Annotated in this window: 22 protein-coding genes; 8 read left to right on the top strand and 14 right to left on the bottom strand. The window is 66.8% G+C overall.

All coding sequences use genetic code 11. The annotated features are described in order from the left end of the window. The first annotated feature begins 218 nt into the window (after positions 1-218). The gene (gene rarD / locus OOB33_RS21330; protein WP_271010142.1) at positions 219-1151 is read left to right on the top strand and encodes an EamA family transporter RarD; all 933 of its coding nucleotides are present in this window, start codon (positions 219-221) and stop codon (positions 1149-1151) included. 29 nt (positions 1152-1180) lie between these two features. On the opposite strand, the gene OOB33_RS21335 is transcribed toward rarD, so the two are convergent. The 3 genes from OOB33_RS21335 to OOB33_RS21345 are packed head-to-tail and all read right to left on the bottom strand — an operon-like array spanning position 1181 to position 4998. Next, positions 1181-3055 carry a TRAP transporter large permease gene (locus OOB33_RS21335; RefSeq protein WP_271010513.1) on the bottom strand — a complete coding sequence of 625 codons (1875 nt, stop codon included), beginning with the start codon at positions 3053-3055 and terminating at the stop codon, positions 1181-1183. 2 nt (positions 3056-3057) lie between these two features. Continuing rightward, positions 3058-4077, bottom strand: a complete 1020-nt coding sequence (locus OOB33_RS21340; RefSeq protein WP_271010143.1) for a TRAP transporter substrate-binding protein — start codon at positions 4075-4077, stop codon at positions 3058-3060. A gap of 57 nt (positions 4078-4134) precedes the next feature. Then, on the bottom strand, positions 4135-4998 hold the full coding sequence (locus OOB33_RS21345) for a TRAP transporter TatT component family protein (RefSeq protein WP_271010144.1): 864 nt from the start codon (positions 4996-4998) through the stop codon (positions 4135-4137). Positions 4999-5158: 160 nt separating this feature from the next. Here OOB33_RS21345 and OOB33_RS21350 point away from each other — a divergent pair, with 160 nt between their 5' ends. Continuing rightward, positions 5159-5830: an exopolysaccharide biosynthesis protein gene (locus OOB33_RS21350; RefSeq protein WP_271010145.1), complete on the top strand. Its 672-nt coding sequence runs from the start codon at positions 5159-5161 to the stop codon at positions 5828-5830. Between the two features lie 43 nt (positions 5831-5873). On the opposite strand, the gene ahpF is transcribed toward OOB33_RS21350, so the two are convergent. The 3 genes from ahpF to lysA all read right to left on the bottom strand — a co-directional run bounded on the left by ahpF (position 5874) and on the right by lysA (position 9621). Further along, on the bottom strand, positions 5874-7436 hold the full coding sequence (gene ahpF, locus OOB33_RS21355; RefSeq protein WP_271010146.1) for an alkyl hydroperoxide reductase subunit F: 1563 nt from the start codon (positions 7434-7436) through the stop codon (positions 5874-5876). A gap of 187 nt (positions 7437-7623) precedes the next feature. Beyond that, entirely contained in the window at positions 7624-8187 is a 564-nt protein-coding gene (ahpC, locus tag OOB33_RS21360; RefSeq protein WP_102766505.1) for an alkyl hydroperoxide reductase subunit C, read from the bottom strand. A gap of 180 nt (positions 8188-8367) precedes the next feature. Next, positions 8368-9621, bottom strand: a complete 1254-nt coding sequence (lysA, locus tag OOB33_RS21365; RefSeq protein WP_271010147.1) for a diaminopimelate decarboxylase — start codon at positions 9619-9621, stop codon at positions 8368-8370. A gap of 112 nt (positions 9622-9733) precedes the next feature. On the opposite strand from lysA, the gene OOB33_RS21370 reads away from it, so the two are divergent. Further along, the gene (locus OOB33_RS21370) at positions 9734-10660 is read left to right on the top strand and encodes a LysR family transcriptional regulator (protein ID WP_442953055.1); all 927 of its coding nucleotides are present in this window, start codon (positions 9734-9736) and stop codon (positions 10658-10660) included. A 5-nt stretch (positions 10661-10665) separates the two neighbouring features. On the opposite strand, the gene folE2 is transcribed toward OOB33_RS21370, so the two are convergent. From folE2 to xseB, 4 genes are all read right to left on the bottom strand, one after another. Then, positions 10666-11460 (bottom strand): GTP cyclohydrolase FolE2, encoded by a 795-nt coding sequence (gene folE2, locus OOB33_RS21375; protein WP_271010148.1) that lies wholly within the window; start codon positions 11458-11460, stop codon positions 10666-10668. A 115-nt stretch (positions 11461-11575) separates the two neighbouring features. After that, positions 11576-13510 (bottom strand): 1-deoxy-D-xylulose-5-phosphate synthase, encoded by a 1935-nt coding sequence (dxs, locus tag OOB33_RS21380; protein ID WP_271010149.1) that lies wholly within the window; start codon positions 13508-13510, stop codon positions 11576-11578. Between the two features lie 21 nt (positions 13511-13531). Continuing rightward, positions 13532-14446, bottom strand: coding sequence for a polyprenyl synthetase family protein (locus OOB33_RS21385; RefSeq protein ID WP_102766500.1), 915 nt, complete (start codon positions 14444-14446; stop codon positions 13532-13534). After that, positions 14431-14706: an exodeoxyribonuclease VII small subunit gene (xseB, locus tag OOB33_RS21390; protein ID WP_102766499.1), complete on the bottom strand. Its 276-nt coding sequence runs from the start codon at positions 14704-14706 to the stop codon at positions 14431-14433. Before xseB ends, OOB33_RS21385 begins: the two co-directional genes overlap by 16 nt. Before the next feature lie 336 nt (positions 14707-15042). Between xseB and OOB33_RS21395 the strand changes: the two genes are divergently transcribed. The 4 genes from OOB33_RS21395 to OOB33_RS21410 all read left to right on the top strand — a co-directional run bounded on the left by OOB33_RS21395 (position 15043) and on the right by OOB33_RS21410 (position 18618). Next, positions 15043-16200 (top strand): aromatic ring-hydroxylating oxygenase subunit alpha, encoded by a 1158-nt coding sequence (locus OOB33_RS21395; RefSeq protein ID WP_271010150.1) that lies wholly within the window; start codon positions 15043-15045, stop codon positions 16198-16200. Positions 16201-16301: 101 nt separating this feature from the next. Continuing rightward, a complete protein-coding gene (locus OOB33_RS21400; RefSeq protein ID WP_271010151.1) occupies positions 16302-17222 on the top strand; it encodes a DMT family transporter in 921 nt (306 codons plus the stop codon). After that, positions 17219-18094 (top strand): sulfurtransferase, encoded by an 876-nt coding sequence (locus OOB33_RS21405; RefSeq protein WP_271010152.1) that lies wholly within the window; start codon positions 17219-17221, stop codon positions 18092-18094. Before OOB33_RS21400 ends, OOB33_RS21405 begins: the two co-directional genes overlap by 4 nt. Before the next feature lie 89 nt (positions 18095-18183). Then, the gene (locus OOB33_RS21410) at positions 18184-18618 is read left to right on the top strand and encodes a universal stress protein (RefSeq protein ID WP_102766495.1); all 435 of its coding nucleotides are present in this window, start codon (positions 18184-18186) and stop codon (positions 18616-18618) included. A gap of 110 nt (positions 18619-18728) precedes the next feature. Here OOB33_RS21410 and OOB33_RS21415 read toward each other — a convergent pair whose 3' ends face one another. After that, a complete protein-coding gene (locus tag OOB33_RS21415) occupies positions 18729-19505 on the bottom strand; it encodes a ZIP family metal transporter (protein WP_102766494.1) in 777 nt (258 codons plus the stop codon). A gap of 267 nt (positions 19506-19772) precedes the next feature. Here OOB33_RS21415 and ppx point away from each other — a divergent pair, with 267 nt between their 5' ends. Continuing rightward, entirely contained in the window at positions 19773-21308 is a 1536-nt protein-coding gene (ppx, locus tag OOB33_RS21420) for an exopolyphosphatase (RefSeq protein ID WP_171826995.1), read from the top strand. Positions 21309-21339: 31 nt separating this feature from the next. Here ppx and OOB33_RS21425 read toward each other — a convergent pair whose 3' ends face one another. From OOB33_RS21425 to OOB33_RS21435, 3 genes are all read right to left on the bottom strand, one after another. Continuing rightward, positions 21340-21822, bottom strand: coding sequence for a SixA phosphatase family protein (locus OOB33_RS21425; RefSeq protein WP_102766492.1), 483 nt, complete (start codon positions 21820-21822; stop codon positions 21340-21342). Between the two features lie 18 nt (positions 21823-21840). Continuing rightward, positions 21841-23895 (bottom strand): polyphosphate kinase 1, encoded by a 2055-nt coding sequence (gene ppk1, locus OOB33_RS21430; protein ID WP_271010153.1) that lies wholly within the window; start codon positions 23893-23895, stop codon positions 21841-21843. 82 nt (positions 23896-23977) lie between these two features. Continuing rightward, complete coding sequence (locus OOB33_RS21435; RefSeq protein WP_171826992.1) at positions 23978-24862, bottom strand: UDP-2,3-diacylglucosamine diphosphatase; 885 nt, start codon at positions 24860-24862, stop codon at positions 23978-23980. Positions 24863-24962 lie beyond the last annotated feature (100 nt).

Below are 24962 nucleotides of genomic sequence, written 5' to 3' on the forward strand. Positions count from 1 at the left end.
ACCTTGAGGTGTACAGAGTCACGAAGTCGGCGCCAGGAGCTGAGCCGGCGTCCCGGGCCATTGGCAAGACCTGACCCTCAAGCCTTACACGCCACAGGATTCGCGATTGGGCCATGCGCGCTGGCCCTTGCGAAGCACGTATTTGCCCGACATGACTTTTGACATCCTTGGCACACCTGACCGCTGCCCGCGCACCGGCCTGGGCCGACAATGCAGGCATGAACCGCAGCCCCGCCGCCCCCTCTTCAGCCGCCACCTCGGCCAGCCGCGGGGTGCTTTTCGCCGCCCTGTCCTACACCCTCTGGGGCCTGTTCCCGCTCTATTTCAAGCAGATCGCCCAGGTGCCCTCGCTGGAGGTGGTGGCCCACCGCACGCTCTGGTGCCTGGTGTTCCTGCTGGGGGTGCTGACGGTGCTCAAGCGCTGGGCCTGGCTGGGCCAGGTGCTGCGCCAGCCCAAGGTGCTGGCGGCCTTTCTGCTCTCGGCCCTGCTCTTGTCGGTGAACTGGCTGACCTACGTCTGGGCGGTGCAGAACGACCATGTGCTGGACGCCAGCCTGGGCTACTTCATCAACCCCCTGGTCAATGTGGCCCTGGGCTTTGCGGTGCTGCATGAGCGCCCACGGCCGCTGCAGTGGCTGGCCGTGGCCCTGGCGGCGGCGGGCGTGCTGTGGCTGACGCTGCAGACCGGCCGCCTGCCATGGGTGGCCTTGGTGCTGGCGGCGAGCTTTGGGGTCTACGGCCTGCTGCGCAAGATCGCCAGCCTGGGCGCGCTGGAAGGCCTGACCCTGGAGACCTTGCTGCTGGCGCCCCTAGCGGCCGCAGCCATGGCCTGGTGGACCTGGCAGGGCCAGAGCGCCCTGTCCCATGGCGCCGAGGCGCCCACCACCCTGCTCTGGCTGCTGTTTGCCGGCCCGCTGACCGCCGCGCCCCTGCTGCTGTTCGCCGCCGGTGCGCGGCGCATTCCCATGGCCACGCTGGGCCTGCTGCAGTACATCTCGCCCAGCATCCAGTTCATGCTGGGCGTGTGGCTGTACCACGAGCCTTTTGCAGCCACGAGACTGGTGGGTTTTGGCTTGATCTGGGCGGCCCTGGCGATCTACAGCATCGAGGGCCTGCTCCGCAGCAGGCAGGCTCCGGCCGCAAGGGTCTGACTCACGGCCGCGCAGCCCTCGGGCGCGATTCAGCCGACCGGCGCTCGGGCCATGAGCGCAGCCAGCCCGGTACTCAGCGCCGGCAGCAGCGCGATCAGCAGCGTGCCCACAAAGATGGCCAGCATGGCCGGCAAGACCGCCCGGCCCACATAGCGAATGGACTTGCCGAACATGGCGGCGGCGAAGTAGATGTTCATGCCCGCCGGCGGGCAAAGGAAGCCGACCTCCATCGCCGCCAGAAAAATGATGCCGAAGTGCACGGGGTCGATGCCGTAGCTCTGCGCCAGCGGCAGCAGCAAGGGCACCAGCACCGCGATGGCCGCAAAAATCTCCATCAAGGCGGCAGCCACAAACAGGAAGGCGCACAGCGCCAGCAAGAAGAGGTACTTGTTGGGAATCGCCCCCTGCACCCACTCCACGGCCAGATCGGGAATGCCCGCATCGACGAGGAAATTGGTCAGCGCCAGCGCCATGCCAAGAATCAGCATCACGCCGCCGATCAGCTGCGCGCATTCCGAAAGGCAGCGCCCGAGCAGGCGCCAGCTGAGCTCACGATGCGCCCCAGCCTGGGTCAGCAGCGCATAGGCGGCCGTCAATGCGGCGCTCTCGGTGGGGGTGGCCAGGCCGCCGGCTAGGGAGCCGATCGCCACCACCGGCGCCAGCAGCTCCCATTTGGACGTCCAGGCCGCCGCCAGCGCCTGACGCGCATTCGGGCGCGAGCTGAGCACCGGATCCGCCCTGGCATTGCCCCGCAGAAAGCCGCCGAACAGCAGCAGGCACACCACCATCACCAGCGCCGGCAGCAAGCCGGCCAGGAACATGTCCATGATGGGCACCCGGGCGATCACTGCATACATGATCAAGGGTACCGAGGGGGCCAGGAGCACACCCAGGGCGCTGGCACTGGTGACCAGGCCGATGCCGCGTTGCTCCGGGTAGCCGGCATTGCGCAGCAAGGGCAGCAGCAAGCCACCCAGCGCCAGAATGGTCACGCCGCTGCCACCGGTGAAGGCCGTGAAGGCCGAGCACAGCACCGCCGCCGCCAGCACCGTGCCGCGCGCGCCGCCGCCGAACAAGGCCACAAAGAGCGCGCCCAGGCGCTGCGCTGCGCCGGTGCGCGCCATCACCAAACCGGCCAGGGTGAACAAGGGCAGCGCCGGCAGCGAGGGGTTGACCGTGATCTGGTAGTGCGACAAAGCGATGGACGCCAGCGGCAGGCCATCACTCCAGAACAAGGCCAGCGCCAGGCCGCCCAGCACCGCGAACACCGGCGCACCGGCCACGAGAGCAAGCAGGAGCAGCGCCAAGGGCGGCCACAGCCGGCCGCCCTGACCATCGACCACGGCGGCCAGCAAGCAGCCGCCCAGCGTCAGCAGCAAGCCGCAGGCAATCTGAGGCAAAGGACTGGTTGCGCAGCGCATGCCCAGCTTGACACCCAGCCAGGCAAAGCCCAGAGGCATGCAGGCCTGCACCCACCAGACCGGCAGCCCATAGGCCAGCGGATGCGCGGTTTCGATCTCGCTGGCCACAAAGCGCCAGCTGGCCCAACTCAGCATGCCGCACAACAGGGCAGAGCCGCCTTTGGCGAAGGCCTGAACCCACCGCTGCTGGCGCTCGCCGCCCCGCTGGGCCAGGCTGCTGCCCAGGGTGCTGAGGTGGCCGTGGCGCTCGGCCGCGATCGCACCGAACATGGCCAGAAGCAGGCCCAGATGCTGCACCAGCACGGGCGCGTTCTCGATGCCCCGGCCCATCATGGGGCGCAGCGCCAGCTCGACCAGCGGCAGCAGCACCATCAGCGCCAGAGCCAGAGAAGCCAGGCCTTCGTCAAAGCGACTCAGGCTTTGAGTGAGAGGGTTGACCGTCGGCGGCGTGCGGGACAGGTCCGGCGCCACTTCCAAGCGCATGCTCACAGACCCCTGCTGGCGCGGTAGGCCTTGAGGTGCTGAAAGACCTCATCAAAGGTTTCGGCCGGCACCATGCTGCCGCGAATGCGCGGATAGAGGCGCTCGGCCAGCTCGCTCCACTCGCGCATCTGCTCGGGTGTGGGCTTGTTGACCTTGAGGCCGCGCTTCTTCATGGCCTCGACCGCTTCATCCACCTCGCGGCGCGCTTGCTGGCGCATGGCCAGGCCGGCCTTTTCGCCGCCGACCTTGAGCGCCTGCTGGGCCGCCGGGCTCATGGCGTCCCAGGCCTTTTTGGTGACCACCAGGGCGCCGACGATGGGCGCCCAGTTGATGTCCAGCATGTTCGATGCCGTGTTGTAGATCTGGCTGGCCAGCGCGAAGTACGGGGTTGCGGGCACCACATGGATCATGCCGGTCTGCATGGCCGGCAGGATGTCGGCGGTCTCCAGCGGCACCGGCGTGTAGCCCAGGTTCTTCATGATGGCCTGCTGCTCGGGCTCCGAACCCCAGGCAAAGAACTTCATGCGCTTGAAGTCTTCGGGCCGCTGGGCCGGCTCCTTGGAGAAGAATCGCACCCAACCTGCATCGCCCCAGGCCACCACCACAAAGCCCCGCTCCAGAAACCGCTGCTCCATGGCGGGGCGCATCTTCTCGCGCACATGGTCGACCTCCTCCCAGCTGCGGAACAACAAGGGCAGGTTCTGCAAGGCCGCCACCGTGGGCTCGATCTCGCGCAAGCCCACCACCGACATCAGCGCGCCTTGCAGCTGACCGATGCGCATGCGGCGCGCCAGCTCGGCCTCGCCGCCCTGGCTGCCATCGGTGAAGACGGTGAACCGGGCTTGGCTGCCCTGCGCGGCACGCCAGCCCTCGCCCATCTCCATCAGCTGCTGGTGGTACTGCGAGTTCTTGGGCACCAGGCTGCCGATGCGCAACTGCACCGGTGCTTGCGCCCAGCTCGCACCGGCGGCGCACAGGGCCAGGAGGCAGGCGGCGGCATGGCGACGGTGGATTCGGGTCATGGTGTTGTCGAAGTTAGGTGTTTTCAGCGCAAGCTAGGGCGGCGAGCCGACCCAGCCTCAGAACAAATCGTCGGCACTGTCGAGCAGCCACTGCGCGCGCTGGCGCATCAGCTGATTGCCCAGGCTGTTGCCGGGAACGGCCAGGGCCTGGCGCAGCAAGGCCTCAAAGGCCGGGCGGTCGCCAGCGGGCTGGGCCAGCGACTCGGCCTGGCCGACATACACGCCGGCATTGCGGCCGGCCGCGGCCGTCAACGCTTGCGCAAACAAAGCTTCGGCACGGCGGCTGCTGCCGCCGGGGCGCGCAGCCTCCAGCGTGCCCAGCAGCGCGGCCAATGCGCCCTCGCCATGCAGGGGCTGGGTGGCCCAGGCCAGTTCAGCCAGGCGCTGGGTCTGCGGCAGATCGGCCACGATGTCCGGGCTGTGCTTGGACAAGGAGATGTAGGCCGCCCAGGAGGCTGCGGCCCAGTAGGCCAGGCCCACCTGCTCGCTCGGCAGGGGCGGCAGCGGCTGTGCCATCTGCAAGGCCTGACGCAAGCCGCCGCCATGCCGGGCTTCCAAGGCCGCCATGGCATGGCGATGGGCGCGCAAGTACAAGCGCGCGGCGCGCTGGCGCAGCTGCAACGCGGTGCGGGCGTCGCGGCTCTCCAGGCGCTCGGCCTCGAAGGCCACGAAAGCAAAGGCGTACTGGGTGAAACCGCCGGCCACCGATTCGGCCAGGGCCAGATGGTCCGGCGTCTGGCGCAGCAGAGATTCCGAGAGCTTCAGGTAAAAGGCGGCGGATTCACGCGCCAGGCCCAGATCTTCCTCTTCCGCCTGACCTTGGCTGGCCAGCTCGTCCGCCACGCTGCGCACCAGCATCAACCGTGGCGAACAGGCGCTGAGCAAACTGGCCAGCAGCAACAAGGCAATCAATCTGGCCATCAGGGCTTGGGGCGGTGTGGTCGAGTGACCGATGGCCGGCGAGTCTAGGCAGGCATGATGAAACCAGCGTGACGCCGTCAAGACAGAAGCAGGTCAGTTCACGGTCCATGCATGAAGGCATGGCATGGCCGTCACACGGGCATCCCAAACTACGGAGTCAATGACGACCGACCCTTCATCTTCGACCCAATATGAGGCTTCGCCGCCCGGAGCTTTTCAGCCGCCTCACCTGCGCTTGCGGGAAGCCGCAGGACGCTTGAACGCTGAAGCGGTGAGCCTGGCTGAGCTCGCGACGCTGCAAGGCTCTGCTGGATTGGGCTCGCTGCTGCTGGTGCTGGCCGCACCTTGTGTCTTGCCCGTGCCCGGTGTGGGCAACGTCATGGGCTTGGCGCTGATGATGCTGGCCGTGCCGATCTGGCGCGGCGACCCAGTCGGCGCCCTGCCCGCGCGCGTGGCAGCTTTTCAGATGCCAGCTCGATGGGCACGCCGCGCATTGCTGATGATGGCTTGGCTCTATGAGCGAGCGGCCCGCTTTGCGCGAGGCCAGCACGGGCTCGGTTCACTCACACAGGCCGGGCCGCGCCCTTGGATGGCCGCACTCGTGGCCTTGATGGGCGCCTTGATTTTCTTGCCCCTGCCGCTGGGCAATGTGCTGCCAGCCATGTGCATGGCGCTGCTGGGCCTGGGGTTGGCCTTGCGGGATGGCTTGCTCTTGCTTTACGCATGGGCTGCGGGCCTGCTGGCCTGCATTTACAGCGCAGCCTTGGGCCTGGCCGCCTGGCACTGGGGCCTGGCCCCCGTGTGGCGCTACCTTGGGGCTGACGCGGGCTGATGCCCGTCTCACCAGCCCCAAGCACCAGCCAGGCCCCTCGGGTTCACAGGACCGGCTGCCGCATCAGGTAGTCAAACGCGCCGAGTGCCGCCTTGGCGCCCTCGCCCGTGGCGATGATGATCTGCTTGAAGGGCACGGTGGTCACGTCGCCGGCGGCAAACACGCCGGGCAGCGAGGTCTGGCCCTTGGCATCGACGATGATCTCGCCGTGCTTGCTCAGCTCCACCACGCCCTTGAGCCACTCGGTGTTGGGCACCAGGCCGATCTGCACGAACACGCCTTCCAGCTCGATGCGGTGGGCCTCACCGCTGTTGCGGTCCATGTAGTTCAGGCCGTTGAGCTTGCCGCCTTCGCCGGTGAATTCGGTAGTTTGGGCCGAGGTGTGGATGGTGACGTTGGGCAGGCTCTTGAGCTTGTTGACCAGCACCGCATCGGCACGCAAGGCTTCACCGAACTCGATCAAGGTGACATGGGCGACGATGCCGGCCAGGTCGATGGCCGCTTCCACGCCGGAGTTGCCGCCGCCGATCACCGCCACGCGCTTGCCCTTGAACAAGGGGCCGTCGCAATGCGGGCAGTAGGCCACGCCCTTGTTCTTGTACTCCTGCTCGCCGGGCACATTGACATTGCGCCAGCGCGCGCCGGTGGACAGGATGACCGAGCGCGACTTGAGCGTGCCGCCATTGGCCAGTTGCACCTCGATCAGGCCGCCCGGCTCGGCCGCCGGAATCAGCTTCTCGGCGCGCTGCAGGTTCATGATGTCCACGTCGTAGGCTTTGACATGGCCTTCCAGCGCGGCGGCGAACTTGGGACCGTCGGTTTCGAGCACAGAGACATAGTTCTCGATCGCCAGGGTGTCGTTCACCTGGCCGCCAAAACGCTCGGCCGCCACACCGGTGCGTATCCCTTTGCGGGCGGCGTACACGGCCGCAGCCGCGCCGGCCGGGCCACCGCCGACGATCAGCATGTCGTAGGGCGCCTTCTCGCTGAGCTTGGCGGCATCGCGGGCGGCGGCGCCGGTGTCCAGCTTGGCCACGATCTCTTCCACCGTCATGCGGCCCGAGCCGAAGAACTGGCCGTTCAGGTAGATGCTGGGCACGGCCATGATCTCGCGGGCATTGACCTCGTCCTGGAACAGGCCGCCGTCGATGACCACGGTTTTGACCCGCGGGTTCTGCACCGCCATCAGGCTCAGAGCTTGGACCACATCGGGGCAGTTGTGGCAGCTCAGGGACATATAGACCTCGAAGCTGAAATCGCCGTCCAGGCCGCGGATCTGCTCGATCACCTCGGGCTCGACCTTGGGCGGATGGCCACCCACCCACAGCAGGGCCAGCACCAGGGAGGTGAACTCGTGGCCCAGGGGAATGGCGGCGAAGCTGAGCTTCATGTCCGAGCCCGTGCGGTTCAGGCTGAAGGACGGGCGGCGCTCGGCCTGACCGTCGGTCTTGAGCGTGATCTTGTCCGACATCGCTGCGATGTCCTGCAGCAGGCCGAGCAGTTCGCTCGAGGCCTCGCGCTCATCCAGGCTGGCGATGATTTCGAAAGGTTGGGTGACGCGCTCGAGGTAGGCCTTGAGCTGGGTCTTCAGTTGTGCGTCCAACATGGTGCTTCTCCGTTTTCGGGGTGTACAGGCGTGGCGCTGCGAAGCCACTCTGAAAACGCCCTGAGGTTCAGCCGGAGAGGCCGGGGCGCTTTCAGCGGAGCTTGAACAACAGATCTCGCTGAAGGGGAATCGCAAGCCCTCCCGGGCCTGCGAATTCAATCGTCATTCGATCCAGTCTGACGCAGACTTAGATCTTGCCGACCAGGTCCAGCGAAGGAGCGATGGTCTTGGCGCCTTCCTTCCACTTGGCCGGGCACACTTGGCCGGGGTTGGCGGCGGTGTACTGGGCGGCCTTCAGCTTGCGCAGGGTTTCCGACACGTCGCGGGCGATTTCGTTGGAGTGCACTTCGGCGGTCTTGATGATGCCGTCCGGGTTGATCACGAAGGTGCCGCGCAGCGACAGGCCTTCTTCTTCGATGTGCACGCCGAAAGCGCGGGTCAGCTTGTGGGTCGGGTCGCCGACCAGGGGGAACTTGGCCTTGCCCACGGCCGGCGAAGTTTCGTGCCAGACCTTGTGCGAGAAGTGGGTGTCGGTGGTGACGATGTAGACCTCGGCACCGGCCTTTTGGAACTCAGCGTAGCTGTCGGCCGCGTCTTCGACTTCGGTCGGGCAGTTGAAGGTGAAAGCCGCCGGCATGAAGATCAGCACGGACCACTTGCCCTTCAGGCTCTCGTCGCTGACGGTGACGAACTTGCCGTTGTGGAAGGCTTCGGTCTTGAAAGGCTGGACTTGGGTGTTGATCAAGGACATGACATTTCCTTTGGGTTGGTAGTGAGGGTGGCACAAGCTCGAAAACCTGCGATGGATGAATCATAAAAGCAAGCCCCGGCTTGCAGGTTTGATTAATCAAATCACTGTCATTGCTTGTGCCTATTGAGCTGGACTATCAAGAACCAGGCTCGGTCGCCACACCCTTGTCACACCATCAGGTCAGATCCCCTGCTCCAAGGCGAGCAGTTCCTCCACTGTCTGCCGGCGGCGGATCAGGCGCTGCTGATCGCCATCGACCAGCACCTCGGCCGCGAGCGGACGGCTGTTGTAGTTGCTGGACATGGAGGCACCGTAGGCCCCGGTGTCGTGAATCACAAGCAGATCACCGACCTGGGCGGCCGGCAGCAGGCGAGGCTCGACCACGCCACCGTCCACTTGCGTGAACACATCGCCCGATTCGCACAGCGGGCCGGCCACCACCGTGGGCCGCTCGGCGCGGTCCGCTTGGCCATCGGCCGGCAGCAAGCTCATGGCATGAAAAGCACCGTACATGGCCGGGCGCATCAGCTCATTGAAGCCGGCATCCACCAGCACAAAGTGATTGCGGCCCACATCCTTGCTGGCGCGCACCTCGGCCAGCAGCACACCGCTCTCGGCCACCAGGTAGCGGCCCGGCTCGATCTCCAGCTGCAAGGCGTGGCCCAGCAGGGTTTGCGCCTGCTGGCGCGCCTGATCCCAGAGGCCGAAGTAATGTTCGGTGTCGATGACGGGCTCGCCATCGCGGTAGGGAATCGACAAGCCGCCGCCGGCCGAGATCGCCTGCAAGTCCATGCTGGCCGCCTGCACCTGGCGCACCAGGTCCACCATGGCGCCGCAGACCTCGGACAGGTGGCGGTAGTCCACGCCCGAGCCGATGTGCATGTGCAGGCCGATCAGGCGCAAGCCCTGGGTCTGCACCGCCGCCAAGGCGGCCGGCAGGTCGGCATGCCAGATGCCGTGCTTGCTGTGCTCGCCACCGGTGTTGGTCTTGTTGCTGTGGCCGTGGCCGAAACCGGGGTTGATGCGCAGCCAGACGCCGTGACCAGGCGAGGCAGCGCCCAGCTGGTGCAGCATGTCGATGGAGCCGGCATTGACCGGCACCTGATGCTCGATCACGGTCGCAAGGGTCTCGCGGTCCAGCAGATCGGCCGTGAAGACGATGTCCGAATGCACCGAGCCATCGGCGCGGTAGCCGGCCGCCAAGGCACGCAGCACCTCGCCGCGCGAGACGGCATCGACCTTGACGCCCTGCTCGCGCATCAGCCGCAGGATGTGGGTGTTGGAACAGGCTTTTTGCGCAAAGCGGATGGCATCGAAGGCCCGCAGCGCGGCGATGCGCTCACGGATGGTGCCGGCGTCGTAGACCCACAAAGGCGTGCCGAAGGTCTGGGCCAGGGCTTGCAGGCGGGTGGGGGTCAGGGTGGCAGCAGGCATGGGCGGGCTCTCTCGGGCAGGGTTCAGGGAATGGCTGAAGCATGCCTGCCCTGCCCCATTCACTCAAATATTGCTTTATAAACACCTCATTCATTTTGGATATGCTCATCTCGTGAACCCGGACATCAGCCTGCGCCATATCGAAGTCTTCCGCGCCATCATGACGGCCGGCAGCGTCACCGAAGCGGCCCAGTTGCTGCGCAGCTCGCAGCCGACACTGAGCCGTGAGCTGGCGCGGCTGGAGCAACTGCTGGGCTATGCCCTGTTCGAGCGCCAGCGCGGCCGCCTGCGCGCTACCGCGCGGGGCCTGGCCTTGTTCGACGAAGTGCAGCGCAGCTACCAGGGCCTGGACCGCATCCGCAGCCGCGCGGCTCAACTGGGCCGGGACGAACAGGTGCAGTTGGCCGTGCTCTGCCTGCCTGCGCTCAGCCATGCCCTGCTGCCCACCGCCTGCGCTGACTTTCTGGCCGCCCACCCGGCGGCGCAGCTGTCCATCACGCCGCAGGAATCACCGCTGCTGGAGGAATGGATGGCCGCCCAGCGCTTCGATCTGGGCCTGAGCGAGCAGCAGACGCACAGCGCCGAGGGCACACAGCGGGTGCCGGTGCTGACCCTGGATGAGGTCTGTGTGCTGCCGGCGGGCCACCCGCTGCTGGCGCGTCAGGTGCTGCAGCCCTCGGACTTCGAGGGCCAGGATTTCATCAGCCTCTCGGCCGAGGACCCGTACCGGCTGCAGCTGGATGCCCTGTTCGCGGAGGCCGGCGTGCAACGCCGCTTGCGCGTGGAAACCCACAGCGCTGTGGCCGTGTGCGCGATGGTCCAGCAAGGCCTGGGCCTGGCCATCGTCAATCCCTTGACGGCGCTGGCCCTGGCCGGCCCGGGGCTGCAGCTGCGGCGCTTCAGCATGTCCGTGTCCTTCCAGGTCTCGGCTCTGCTGCCGATGTACCGGCCGGCGCAGCCGCTGGCACAAAGCTTTCTGCAGGCCCTGCAGGCTCAGGCTGAGCGCATGAGCCGCGCCTTGGAGCAAGCGCTCCGCTAAATCACTCAGAGCCGCTCGATGCGCGCGTAAGCCGAATGGTTGTGGATGGACTCGAAGTTCTCAACATCCACCGTGTAGCGGCCGATGCGCGGATCGGCGTTCAGGCGCAGGGCCACATCGCGCACCAGATCCTCGACGAACTTGGGGTTCTCGTAGGCATGCTCGGTGATCCACTTCTCGTCGCTGCGCTTGAGCAGGGGCCAGATTTCGCTGGAGGCGCTTTCCTCGGCGAAGCGCACCAGTTCCTGCCAGCTGACCGGCTGGGCGCCGATTTCGGCACGCACTGTCACCAGCGAGCGCTGGTTGTGAGCGCCATAGTCGGAGATTTCTTTGGAACAGGGGCACAAGCTCTTGACCGGCACGGCCACCTCGGCCCAGACCGTGGTCTGGCCAGCGCGGGTTTCAGAGATCAGGCGGCCTTGGTAGTCCAGCAGGCTCTCGATGCCGGAGACCGGCGCGCGCTTGCGGATGAAGAAGCTGAACGCCACCTCGATGCGGCCCTCGGCCGCCTCCAGCTTGGCCAGCATCTGGCCATGCAGCTCACGCAGCGAGGCCGCATCCAGCGGCGCCTGCAAGGCATCGAGCCAGGCGACGAAGCGGGACATGTGCGTGCCCTTCTTCTCGGCCGGCAGGCTGACGTCCAGCGTCCAGGTGCCGACGGTGGGCTGCGCCTGCGTGCCGACCTGAATCTGCAGCGGGTAGCGCACATCCTTGACGCCGACGCGCTGGATGACAAGGTGGCGCTCATCGCGCTCGCTCTGGGTGTCGGGGATGTGAAGGGCGCTGGTGACTTGGTTCATGCAATCGGGTGCGCGGCCCGTCGATGTGGCCGCAGAAATTACGGGATAACCCTGAAGCCCTCAGCTTGCCAGCAAGCCACCAACCTTGCCGCGGCAAGGTCTTGGCGGCCATGCCTCACTGATTGGCGGCGGGGCGCAGCAGGCTGGGTCGGGCGCCGAAGCGCTTGAGGATGGCTTGTTCGATGCCGCTGGCGTCCAGGCCGCAAGCCGCCATCAGCTTGGGCACCTCGCCGTGCTCGATGAATTCATCAGGCAGGCCCAGCACCAGCACCGGCGGATTGAGGCCGGCGGCTTGCAAGGCTTCCATCACGGCCGAGCCCGCACCGCCCATCAGGCAGCCGTCTTCCACGGTGACGAGGGCATCGTGCGTGCGTGCCAGCTCGGTGACCAGCTCGACATCGAGCGGCTTCACAAAACGCATATTGGCCACGGTGGCGTCGAGTTGCTCGGCCGCCTCCAAGGCCGGGTAGAGCAAGGTACCGAAGGCCAGGATGGCGATGCGCGGCGCACCGGCCGCGCCCGCCAGCTGCGGCTTGCTCGATTGCCTGCGCAGCTCGCCCTTGCCCCAGGGCAGCAGACTCATGGTCTTCTGGACTTCCACGCCCACACCGGCACCACGCGGGTAGCGCACGGTCACCGGGCCGCTGTGCTGGTAGCCGGTGTAGAGCGCCTGGCGGCATTCGTTCTCGTCCGCCGGGGTCAGGACCGCCATATTCGGGATGCAGCGGGTGAAGGCGATGTCGTAGTTGCCGGCGTGGGTGGCACCGTCGGCACCGACCAGACCGGCACGATCCAGGGCAAACAGCACCGGCAGGTTCTGCAGGGCCACGTCGTGGATCAATTGGTCATACGCACGCTGCAGGAAGGTGGAATAGATCGCCACCACCGGCTTCATGCCCTCGCAAGCCATGCCGCCGGCCACCGTCACCGCATGCTGCTCGGCGATGCCGACATCGTGGTAGCGAGTCGGGAAGCGCTTGTGGAACTCCACCATGCCCGAACCTTCGCGCATGGCCGGCGTGATGCCGATCAGGCGGCTGTCGGCCTCGGCCATATCGCAGAGCCAGTCACCAAAGACCTGGGTGAAGCTGACCTTGGCCGGCGCTGCCGATTTGACGAAACCGACCGATGGGTCGAACTTGCCCGGTGCCGCGTGGTACTTGACCGGATCGGCCTCGGCCAGCTTGTAGCCCTGGCCCTTCTTGGTGACCACATGGAGGAACTGCGGGCCTTTCTTGCCGCGCAGATTCTCCAGGGTCGGAATCAAGGCATCGAGGTCGTGGCCATCGATGGGGCCGACGTAGTTGAAGCCGAACTCTTCGAAGATGGTGCCGGGCACGACCATGCCCTTGGTGTGCTCTTCGAAGCGCTTGGCGAATTCGTACAGCGGCGTGTTCTTCAACACCGACTTGGCGCCCTCGCGCGCCGAGGCGTAGAAGCTGCCGCTCATCAGACGGGCCAGGTATTTGTTCAGCGCGCCGACCGGCGGGCTGATCGACATGTCGTTGTCGTTCAGGATCACCAGCACATCGCCCATCACGCCGCCGTGGGCGACGCCGGCGTTGTTCAACGCTTCGAAAGCCATGCCGGCCGTCATCGCCCCGTCACCGATGATGGCCACGGCCTTGCGGTCCTCTCCCTTGATCTTGGCGGCCATGGCCATGCCGTGGGCGGCCGAGATGGAGGTGCTCGAGTGACCGGTGCCGAAGGTGTCGTACTCGCTCTCGTCGCGGCGCGGAAAGCCGCTGATGCCGCCGAAATGGCGGATGGTGGCGAGCGCGTCGCGGCGGCCGGTCAAGACCTTGTGCGGATAGGTTTGATGGCCCACATCCCAGACCAGACGGTCGTGCGGCGTGTTGAACACATAGTGCAGGGCCACGGTCAGCTCGACCGTGCCCAGGTTGGAGCCCAGATGACCGCCGATGCGCGAGTTGGACAAGGTGTCCAGCACATAAGCGCGCAATTCACCGGCCAGCTTGGGCAGCTCGGTGCGAGGCAGGCGGCGCAGATCGGCCGGGCTGTTGATGGTGTGCAGCAGAGAGTCACTCATGGATGATGGTGCCGCGTTTGCTCAGTTGTCTCGTTCCACGACCATATCGGCCAGCAGACCCAGCCAGGCGGTGTTGCGCAGGCCAGTGGCCGCCAGGGCCCGGTGGGCGTCGTCGCGCAGCTGGCGAGCCAGGGCGCGGGCAGGCTCCAGGCCCAGCACCGACACATAGGTCGGCTTGTTGGCGTCCTGGTCCTTGCCGGCAGTCTTGCCCAGCACGGTGGAGTCCTGGGTCACATCGAGGATGTCATCGACCACCTGGAAGGCCAGGCCCAGGGCCGCGCCGTAATCCGACAAGGCCTGGCGCGCGGCCAGACTGATGTCGCCGCAGGCTGCGCCCATCATCACGCTGGCTTGCAGCAAGACGCCGGTCTTGCGGCGGTGCATATCACGCAGCGTGCATTCATCGAGCTGCTTGCCCACGCTGGCCAGGTCGATGGCCTGGCCGCCGGCCATGCCGGCATGGCCGGCCGAGCGGGCCAGCAGGCTGCACAAGCGGGCTTGCAAGGCCGGCGCCATGTCGGAGTCCGCCTCGTCCGGCGTCAGCACCTCGAAGGCCAGAGCCTGCATGGCGTCGCCCGCCAGCATGGCCTGGGCCTCGCCGAACTTGACGTGCACGGTGGGCTTGCCACGGCGCAGTACGTCGTCGTCCATGCAGGGCATGTCGTCATGCACCAGAGAGTAGGCATGAATCAACTCCACCGCACAGGCCGCGCGCATGGCCGCGCCCGCATGACCAGCGACGGCTTCGCAGGTGGCCAGCACCAGCAAGGGTCGCAAGCGCTTGCCGCCATCGAGCACCGCATAGCGCATGGCTTCGCCCAGACCGGCCGGGGCATCCTCGGGGACAAAGGCGTCCAGCGCTGATTCACAAGCAGCGAGCGAGCGCTGCATCCATTGTTCAAACACACCAGCATCCACGCTCAGGACTCTCCCCATTGTTTCAATCCCTCGCCCTCCAGCACCTTGACTTGTTGTTCTACGGCCTGCAGTCGCGATCGGCACAGCCCCAACAGGCCGGCACCCCGCTTGTAACTCTCCAGCAACTGATCGAGCGGCAACTGGCCACCCTCCATATCGGCCAGCAAACGCTCCAGCTCAGCGAGCGCCTGCTCGTAGCTGAGGTGTGCCAAATCCTCCTCCGCCTGGGAAGCGGCGGCTTTGGATGCGGCTTTGGACGCGCTGCTGGATCGGGTCATTGTTCGAGACAAGCAAACCGCGATTGTAGTCAGTGCGCCACGCCCGCCCGCAGCGGCAATGTCAGCCGGCCGCCACGACTGAAACGGCGGGTAACTTGACAGGCCGGGGCGCTTGAAGGCTGGCCTGGGTACAATCCCGCCTCCTTGCCTGCTCGCAGCACGGCAAGCCCCAGAGTAGAAACCCGCAGGGGGCGCCGATCGGCAGCGCCCCGGCTTGCTTCTCCTGGGCTGCATGCTTTTTCATCCTTTTCTTTCCCACAGCAGGCCTGCGCGCATCTGGCGCGGCCGGTGTCGGCATGGGCCGACACCCCGGTTCCTAGGAGACCCACTTGGATCATGTCCGACCTGAGCATCGCCCTCTCAGTGATTGAAACACCGCACAGCTCCGGCGCCAGCCCTGCCAACTCGGCAGACGCCAGCACCGTCACCCAGCTGCCCGTGACATCCTATTTCGATGAAGCCCTGTTCCAGCGCGAGCAGGCGCTGATCTTTCAGGCCGGCCCGCGCTACATCGGCCATGCCCTGGCCGTACCGGAGGTGGGCGACTACTACGCCCTGCCGCAGGAAAAAGAAGGCCGCGCCCTGGTGCGCACCCCCAATGGCCTGGAGCTGATCTCCAACGTCTGCCGCCACCGCCAGGCCGTGATGCTGCGCGGCCGCGGCAACACCCGCAGCAACATCGTCTGCCCTCTGCACCGCTGGACCTACAGCCTGCAGGGCGAGCTGATCGGTGCACCGCATTTCGATCACGATCCCTGCCTGAACCTGAACAACTACAAGCTGCGCGAGTGGAACGGCCTGCTGTTCGAGGACAACGGCCACGATGTCGCCGCTTCGCTGAAAAATCTAGGGGCAGCTGCCCAACTCGATTTCTCGGGCTATGTGCTGGACAAGGTCCATGTGCACGAGTGCGACTACAACTGGAAGACCTTCATCGAGGTCTACCTCGAGGACTACCACGTCGGCCCCTTCCACCCGGGCCTGGGTCAATTCGTCACCTGCGACGATCTCGCCTGGGAGTTCGGTGAGCACCATTCGGTGCAGACCGTGGGCATCCACAAGGATCTGGCCAAACCTGGCTCGCCGGTCTACCAGCGCTGGCATGAACAGCTGCTCAAGTACCGTGAAGGCCGCCCGCCCGAGTCCGGCGCGATCTGGCTGACCTACTACCCGCACATCATGGTCGAGTGGTACCCGCATGTGCTGGTCGTGTCCACCCTGTTCCCGCAAGGGCCGCAGAAGACCGCCAACATCGTCGAGTTCTACTACCCCGAGGAAATCGCCGCCTTCGAGCGCGACTTCGTCGAGGCCCACCAGGCCGCCTATATGGAAACCTGCGTGGAAGATGACGAAATCGCCCTGCGCATGGACCAAGGCCGGCGCGCCCTGATGGAGCGTGGCGACAACGAAGTCGGCCCCTACCAGAGCCCGATGGAAGACGGCATGCGCCATTTCCACCAGTGGTACCGGCGTGAGATGAAACTGGATCGCTGAGCGCACAGCCACCCTCTGCCCAAGCCCTCGCAACGCCCTGCGCAGCCGTCCTGCCGGGGCGTTGTCTTTTCTGAGCCCTGCCCTCGATTGCTCTGCCCGCCATGTCCGCCTCCTTGCTGATCGTCGCCGCCACGTTCTTGTTCGCCAGCATGGGCGTCTGCGTCAAGCTGGCCTCGGCCTACTACGACGCCAGCGAGATCGTCATGTACCGCAGCCTGATCGGCGTGCTGCTCGTCGGCGGCATGGCGCTGGTGCAAGGCAAAAGCCTGCGCACCTCCGTGCCGCTCAAGCACTTCGGCCGCAGCCTGGCGGGCGTGCTGGCCCTCTCGCTGTGGTTCTACTCGATCAGCCAGCTGCCGCTGAGCACGGCCATGACGCTCAGCTATATGTCCTCGGTCTGGATGGCGGTGTTCATGATTCTGGGCGCCCTGCTGTTCAAGACGGCGCCGGTCCGCCCGCGTCTGGTGGCCGCGGTGCTGCTGGGCTTTGTTGGGGTGGCCCTGGTGCTGCGCCCGACCCTGGCGCAAGACCAGATCACGGCGGGCCTGATCGGCCTGGTCGCCGGCATGCTCTCGGCCCTGGCCTATCTGCAGGTGGCCGGCCTGGGGCGGGCCGGCGAGCCGGAGTACCGCGTGGTGTTTTACTTTTCACTGGGCGGCGTGCTGGCCGGGGCGCTGATCACATCCGGCATGCAGCAGCTCAGCCTCAGCCAGGGACTGCACCCGCACAGCCTGAAGGGCGCAGGCCTGCTGCTGGCCGTCGGCCTGCTGGCCACCGCGGCCCAGCTGATGATGACGCGCGCCTACGGCCGTGGCAAAGCCCTGGTCAACGCGGCGCTGCAGTATCTGGGCATCGTGTTTTCGGTCGGCTACGCCCTGCTGTTTTTTGGCGAGCAGGTCGATGCCGGTGCGCTGATCGGCATGGGCTTGATCGTGGCCGCCGGCGTGGGCGCCAGCTGGGCCCAAGCCGGTAGACAATCAACGCCGCAATCCACCGCAGCCCAAGAATCGCGCACGCCATGAACCCCGCTCGCTTTCAGACCCTGATCACCGCCACCGAACTGCAGCAGGCCCAGGCCGCCGGCCAGGCCCTGCTGCTGATCGACACCAGCTTTGACCTCGCCGACACCTCTGCCGGCGAACGCAGCCATGCCCAGGGCCACCTGCCCGGCGCGCATTACCTGCACCTGGACCGTGATCTGAGCGCCACCAAGACCGGGCCGGATGGCCGCTTTCGCGGCCGCCACCCCCTGCCCGACCGCGCCGAGTTCGCCGCCCGCATGGCCGCACTTGGCCTGCGCCCGGGCCTGCAGGTCGTGGCCTACGACGGCCAAGGCGGGATGTATGCCGCCCGCCTGTGGTGGATGCTGCGCTGGATCGGCCATGCCGAGGTGGCGGTGCTGGACGGCGGCCATGCCGCCTGGGTCGCGGCCGGTGGCGCGCTGAGCACCGCCCCGGCGCTGACGGAAGCAAACACCAGCACCGCGCCCCTCCCCCTGCCCGACAGCCTGGTGCCCCGCCTGGATGCCGATGCGCTGCAGCGTCAGCTCGGCCGCCTGCGCCTGATCGACGCGCGCGCGCCCGAGCGCTTCCGAGGCGAGGTAGAGCCGCTGGACGCCAAGGCCGGCCACATCCCCGGTGCCCGCAACCGCCTGTTCAAGACCAATCTGCAGGACGATGGCCGCTTCAAGCCGGCCGAGCAGCTGCGCCAGGAGTTCCACAGCCTGCTGGCGCCGTTCGCCCCGGCGGAGGTGGTGCATCAGTGTGGCTCGGGCGTCACCGCCTGCCACAACCTGCTGGCCATGGAGCATGCTGGCTTGAGCGGCTCGCGCCTTTACCCCGGCTCCTGGAGCGAATGGTCCTCGGACCCAAGCCGGCCGGTGGCCCAGGGCTGAAAACCTGACTGGGCATTTCACTTGACATAGCGCAAGATGGGCGGGCGGTCCTGCCCTGAAACTGAACCCCACAACAACGGAGGTTTGCCATGTTCAAGCGCATTCTGGTGCCCACTGACGGTTCTGACATTTCCACCAAGGCCATCCACACGGCCATCGCCCTCGCCAAGGTGCATGGCGCCAAGATCTACGCCCTGAGCGTCAAGGAGCCCTTCCCCTACAGCGCCGTGTCGGAAATGCAGCCGACGCCGCCGCAGGAGTTCTTCGACGCGCAGGAGCGCATCGCCAGCGCCCGCGTCAAGGCCGTGCTGACTCTGGCCGAGGCGGACGGCGTGCCCCACGAGGGCCACACCCTTGAAGCCCTGCATGCCTGGGAGGCCATCATCGAACACGCGGGCAAAAACAACTGCGATCTGGTCGTCATGGCCTCGCATGGCCGCCGCGGCGTGCAAGCACTCCTGCTGGGCAGCGAGACCCAGAAGGTGCTGACCCACTGCACGGTGCCGGTGCTGGTGGTTCGCTGAACCCTCACCCTCGCACAAAAATCAAAGGCCGGGCTGCAGCGTGCAGCGCCGGCCTTTTTCATGGGCACCCGAGATTGCGCTCGGCCTCCGCGATGACCTCAGTGATCACATCAATGGTGGCCTGACACCGCCACCACCACCAGCGGAATCGCCAAACCGGCGCTCAGCCACAAGAGCTGCAGCCAGGTCTCGCGCAGCGGCAAACGGCGCTGCAGTTGCGGGATCAAGTCAGCCACCGCCACGTAAATGAAGCTGCTGCTGGCCGCCACCAGCAGGAAGGGGAACAAGCTCTCCCAGGGGCCGACCACAAAATAGCCCAGCACCCCGCCCAGCACCGCCGACAGGCCCGAGATGGCATTGAACAAGAGCGCCTTGCCGCGCGAGAAGCCCGCGTTGAGCAGCACGATGTAGTCGCCCACCTCTTGCGGGATCTCATGCGCAATGATGGCCAGCGAGGTGACCAGGCCCAGATGCGGGTCGGCCAGAAAGGCCGCCGCGATGATGATGCCGTCACAGAAATTGTGGATGCTGTCGCCCACCAGCACGCTCAGGCCGCCGCGCCCCGCCTGCTCGACATCGAAATGATGGTGGTGGTGGTGACCATCGCCCTCGTGGTGGTGGTTGTGGCGATAGAGCTCGGCCTTCTCCAGCAGGAAAAAGAACAGCAGGCCGCCCAGCAGGGTCATGAACAAGGCATGCGGGCTGGCTTGGCTCTCAAAGGCTTCGGGCAGCACATGGAGCAAGGCCGTGCCCAGCAGCACGCCGGTGGACAGACCCACCAGGTGTTTCACCACCCTCCCCAGCAAGGTGACGGTCACACTGGCCGCGATCAGCACCGAGAGCAGGCCGCCGCTGAAAGTGGCCAGCACGATATAAAACAGAGTCATGTCATTCCAGGTGGTGGGTGCCGGCGGGTGCCCACACCGGCCGCGGCGCGAGGCAAGCGCCCGCCCACAACCGGTCATAAAAACAAAGGGGAGGCTGAGACAGCCTCCCTGCAGCTACGGTGGCCCGGCCTGGACGGCCGCCACCTGAGCTCTGGCTTTCATCTTAGCAAGCCTGTCAAGCGCCATGATCACCACGCAGCGCCACGCAGCGCCACACCGATGGCGCGCCGACACAGAGCTGCCTCGGTTTGCGCTGACAATGCCGCCATGAATTTTCCTGCCGCCCCCCGCGCCGTCGAGTTTTCGCCGCCGGCCACCGCCCCACTCGCCGCCATCGACATGGGCTCCAACAGCTTCCGCCTGGAGATCGCCCACCTACCGCGCGGCCAGTACAAGCGCCTGGAGTACTTGAAAGAAACCGTGCGCCTGGGTGCCGGCCTGGACAGCGAAGGCATGCTGACCGAGGCGGCCATGCAGCGCGGCCTGGACTGCCTACGTCGTTTCGCCAGCCGCCTGGAGGGCTTCCCGGCCGCGCGTGTGCGCGCCGTCGCCACCCAGACCCTGCGCGAAGCGCGCAACCGCAATGCCTTCCTGGCCCGCGCCCGCGAAGCCCTGGGCTACCCGATCGAGGTGATCTCGGGCCGCGAAGAAGCACGCCTGATCTTCGCCGGCGTCGCACGCCTGCAGCCCTCCAACCTGCCGCGCCTGGTGATCGACATCGGCGGCCGCTCGACCGAGATGATTCTGGGCCGGGGCCGCAAGCCGCTGACGGCCGAATCCTTCCAGGTGGGCAGCGTCAGCCTGTCGCTGCGCTTTTTCCCTGACGGCCAGTTCACGCCCGAGGCCTTCCGCGCCGCCCAGGTGGCCGCGGGAGCCGAGCTCGAAGAAGCTTTCGCCTTGTTCAAACCCACCATGTGGCAGGAGGCCCTGGGCTCCTCGGGCACCGTGGGCGCCGTGGCGCAAATCCTGGCGGCCAGCGGCCAGACCGATGGCCGCATCACGCCCGAAGCCCTGCGCTGGTGCATCGAGCGCGCGCTGGAAGCCGGCAGCATGGACCGCCTGGACCTGCCCGGTCTCAAGGAAGACCGCCGCGCCGTGGTCGGCGGCGGCCTGTGCATCCTCTACACCTTGCTGACCCAATTCGGCATCCCCGAGCTGCGGCCAGCCAAGGGCGCGCTGCGCCAGGGCGTGATCTTCGACCTGGTCGAACGCCTGGAAACCGAACGCGCCGGCGAGGGCGCCACCGTGCTGGACATGCGCGAGGCCTCGGTCGCCGCGCTGCAAAAGCGCTTCAGCGTCGACCTGCCCCAGGCTGCCCGCGTGCAAGACCTGGCCCTGCGTCTGCACAAGCAGCTGGCACCGCGCGCCAGCCGAGCCCTGCAGCGCGAGCTGGCCTGGGCCGCCGCCTTGCATGAGATTGGCATGATGGTCTCGCACCACGACCACCACCGCCACAGCGCTTACCTGCTCTCCCATGTGGACGCGGCCGGTTTCTCGCAGGACCAGCTGCGTCGCCTGGCCGATCTGGCCCTGGGCCAGCGGGGCGGCCTGCGCAAGCTGGAAGCGCAGATGAGCGACGAAAGCCTGCTCTGGCAACTCTTGAGCCTGCGCCTGGCGGTGATCGCCTGCCATGCCCGCGGCGTGACCGAGCCCAAGGCCCTGAGCCTTCGCCGAGATGGCCGCCAGATCACCTTGAGCCTGCCCAAGGCCCTGCCCAACACCCAGCCGCGTGCGCTCTACCTGCTGCAGGAAGAAGCGCAGGCCTGGGCCCGCTCGGGGGTGCTGGAATTGCTGCTGGCCTGAGACCGCCGGGCAACGCCCGCGCCTGATCGGCTCAGAGCTGATCGGGCGCCAGCACCGTGTGCAGGGTCACCTCAGGGCGGCCGTTGCGCTCCCGCGCTCGTAGCCACCAGATGGCCCCTTTCTTGACCGCCCAGGCCTGATCCTGCGCGCTCAGCAAGAGCGCGGCCACGCGGCCCAGGGTTGGTTGATGACCGACCAGCAGCACCGGGGCTGCGTCGGCGCCCGGGCCCGGGCCCGTCACGGACCAGCCCGCCGCCCCCAGCAGTGCCTGCGGCTGCGCATCGGGCAGCAAGGCCGGCAGCAGCTGCAGATCGCGCCCCAGGGCCAGGGCGGTGCGATGCGTGCGCACCGCCGGGCTGGCGATCACCCGGCAGTTCTCGGCCAGGCGGCTGTTCAACCAGGCGGCCATGCGCTGAGCCTGGCGTTCACCCTTGGGCGTGAGCCGACGGGCCACATCCGTGCCGCCCTCGGGCAGCAACTCGGCCTCGGCATGGCGCCAGAGAATCAGATCCACGGCCCGCGCTCCACCTGCTCAGTTGTCGGACTGGTAGCGCTTCATCAGCGCCTGCTGGGCGCTGCAGCCCTGGTCAGAGATGCGGCTGGAGCGGCCATCGGGGCCGAGCTGCCAGGCGTCCAGGCTGTCATGCAGATAAGGCAGCAAGCCCTCGTCGATGACGCGCTGGCGCAGGCGGGCATCGACCACCGGCCAGGCCACCTCGATGCGGCGGAACATATTCCGGCTCATCCAGTCGGCGCTGGAGAGGTAGAGCGCCTCATCTTCCTCGCCAGGGCCCCAGCGGAAGTAGCAGATGCGGGTGTGCTCCAGGAAGCGCCCCACCACCGAGCGCACGACGATGTTGTCGCTGACACCGGGCAGACCCGGCGGCAACATGCAGGCGCCGCGCACGATCAGGTCCACCTTGACCCCGGCTTGCGAGACGCGCAGTAAGGCCTGGATCAACTCCAGATCGGTCAGCGCATTGATCTTGATCACCACCCGGGCGGGCTTGCCGGCCAGCGCCGCCTGCTCCACCTGAGCCAGGTACTCCAGCATGCGGCTGTGCATATTGAAGGGCGCCAGCAGCAAGCGCTTGGGCGGCTTGATCTTGCCCAGCGAGGCGAGCTGGCGGAACACCGCATCGGCGTCCGAGGTCAGCTCCGGGTCGGCCGTGAGATAACCGAGGTCGGTGTAAAAACGTGCCGTGCGCGGGTTGTAGTTGCCGGTGGACAGATGGGCATAACGCCGGAACTTGGCGCCCTCGCGGCGCGTCACCAGCAGCAGCTTGGCATGCGTCTTGTAGCCGACGATGCCGTAGACCACCTGCGCACCCACGGCCTCCAGGCGCTCGGCCCAGTTGATATTGGCCTCTTCGTCGAAGCGGGCCTTGAGCTCCACCACGGCCATCACTTCCTTGCCGCGCCGCGCCGCCTCGATCAGCAGATCCATCAGCACCGACTTGCTGCCGGTGCGGTAGATGGTCTGCTTGATGGCCAGCACGTCCGGGTCCTCCACGGCCTGGCGCAGGAACTCCACCACCGGATCGAAGCTCTCGAAGGGGTGGTGCAAGAGCACATCGCCCTTGCGCAGGCGGTCGAACAGCGATTTCTGGCGCGGCAGGCGGCCCTGGGGCCAGATCGGCTCATGGTCGGCGAAGCGCAGCTCAGGCGCCTCGGTCTGGTCGATCAGCTCGTTCAGGCGCACCAGATTGACGGGGCCGTTGACCCGGTACAGGGCCGCCGCCGGCAAGCCGAACTGCTCCAGCAGGAACTGTGACAACTCGGCCGGGCACGTGTTCACCACCTCCAGGCGCACGGCCCGGCCGAAGTGGCGCGTGGTCAGACCCGAGCGCAGGGCGTGGCGCAGATTGGCCACCTCTTCCTCATCGACCTCGAGGTCGGAGTCGCGGGTGACGCGGAACTGCGAAAACGCTTCGACCTTGCGGCCCGAAAACAGCTCTTCCAGATGCGCGCGGATCACGCTGGTCAGCAGCACAAAGGCCTGCTGGCCATCGCTGATGGAGGCCGGCAGCTTGATCACCCGCGGCAGCACGCGCGGCACCTTGACGATGGCGATGCGGTTGTCGCGGCCGAAGGCATCCTTGCCCGAGAGCCGGGCAATGAAGTGCAGGGATTTGTTGGCCACCTGCGGGAAGGGGTGGGCCGGGTCCAGACCCACCGGCACCAGCAGCGGCCGCACCTCGCGCTCGAAGAACTTGGCCACCCACTGGCGCTGCGCCTCGTTGCGGTCGGCATGGTTGAGCACGACGATGCGCTGGGCGCGCAGGGCCGGCATGACCAGGTCGTTGAAGACCGAGTACTGCTCGTCGATCAGAGCGTGGGCGGCGCGCCCCACCCGCTCGACATCGCGGTTATTGACCAGGCTCTCGGGATCGCGCGCGGCGTCCAGCATGTCGGCGAATCGCACCTCGAAAAACTCATCGAGGTTGGACGAGACGATGCAGATGTAACGCAGCTGCTCCAGCAAGGGCACGTCGGCACGCTGGGCCTGGGCCAGCACGCGCCGGTTGAATTCAAGAATGGCCTGCTCGCGATTGAGCAGCTGGACGGGCACTTGAGGAACGGTCATCGATTCATTCTATGGATGAAATATGACAGTTCCATGAGCCGAACGGACTACGCCAGCAGCCCTGCCGTGCAGGCATGTTCGGCTAGCGCCCCTGCGGCGCCAGCTCCGTGCGCGGCGGGGCCACGCTGCGGCCGGCCAGCACCGTGCTGTGGGCGCTCCAGTCGAGGATTTCCAGCTGCCCGTCGGCATGCTCGACCAGGGCGGTCAGGCTCTCGACCCAGTCGCCGTCGTTGGCGTAGAGGATGCCGTCGATCTCGCGCAGCTCGGCATGGTGGATGTGGCCGCACACCACGCCGTGCACGCCGCGCTTGCGCGCCTCGCGCGCCACCGCCACCTCGAAATCGGAAATGAAACTGACCGCCCGCTTGACCTTGAGTTTCAGGTACTTGGACAAGCTCCAGTAAGGCAGGCCCAGGCGGGCGCGCAGGCTGTTGAGGTGGCGGTTGAGCTTGAGCGTCAGCTCGTACAAGGTGTCGCCCACATGGGCCAGCCACTTGGCGCACTGGATCACGCCGTCGAAGAGATCACCGTGGGTGATCCAGAGCTTGCGGCCATCGGCCGTCTCATGCACCCATTCCTTGGCCACTTCGATGCCGCCGAAGTTGTGGCCCAGGTATTTGCGCGCGAACTCGTCGTGGTTGCCGGGGATGAAGACCACGCGGCAGCCCTTGCGCGCCTTGCGCAGCAGCTTTTGCACCACATCGTTGTGGGCCTGCGGCCAGTACCAGCTGCGGCGCAGCTGCCAGCCATCGATGATGTCGCCCACCAGGAAGAGCTGCTCGCACTCCACCTCGCGCAAGAACTCCAGCAGCGCCACCGCCTGGCAGCCCGGCGTGCCCAGGTGCAGGTCCGAGATCCAGACCGTGCGGTAGCGCCGGCTGGGCGGCTCCGCCGGGCCGTCCTCGGCCTCGGGAGGGTGGGCGGCCAAGGCCCAGTCTGCGCGGGAGGTGGCGGGGTCGTGCGGCATGGCGGGCAGTCTCGACCGGGCCCATGTCGCGGCCATGGCAGGCCTGTGACGCTTCCATGACGCCAGCCCTGCGGCAGCGGCGCGCCCGCGCCTCGATAAT

The organism is Paucibacter sp. B51, assembly GCF_027863535.1.
Classification (GTDB): Bacteria; Pseudomonadota; Gammaproteobacteria; order Burkholderiales; family Burkholderiaceae_C; genus Paucibacter_A; species Paucibacter_A aquatilis.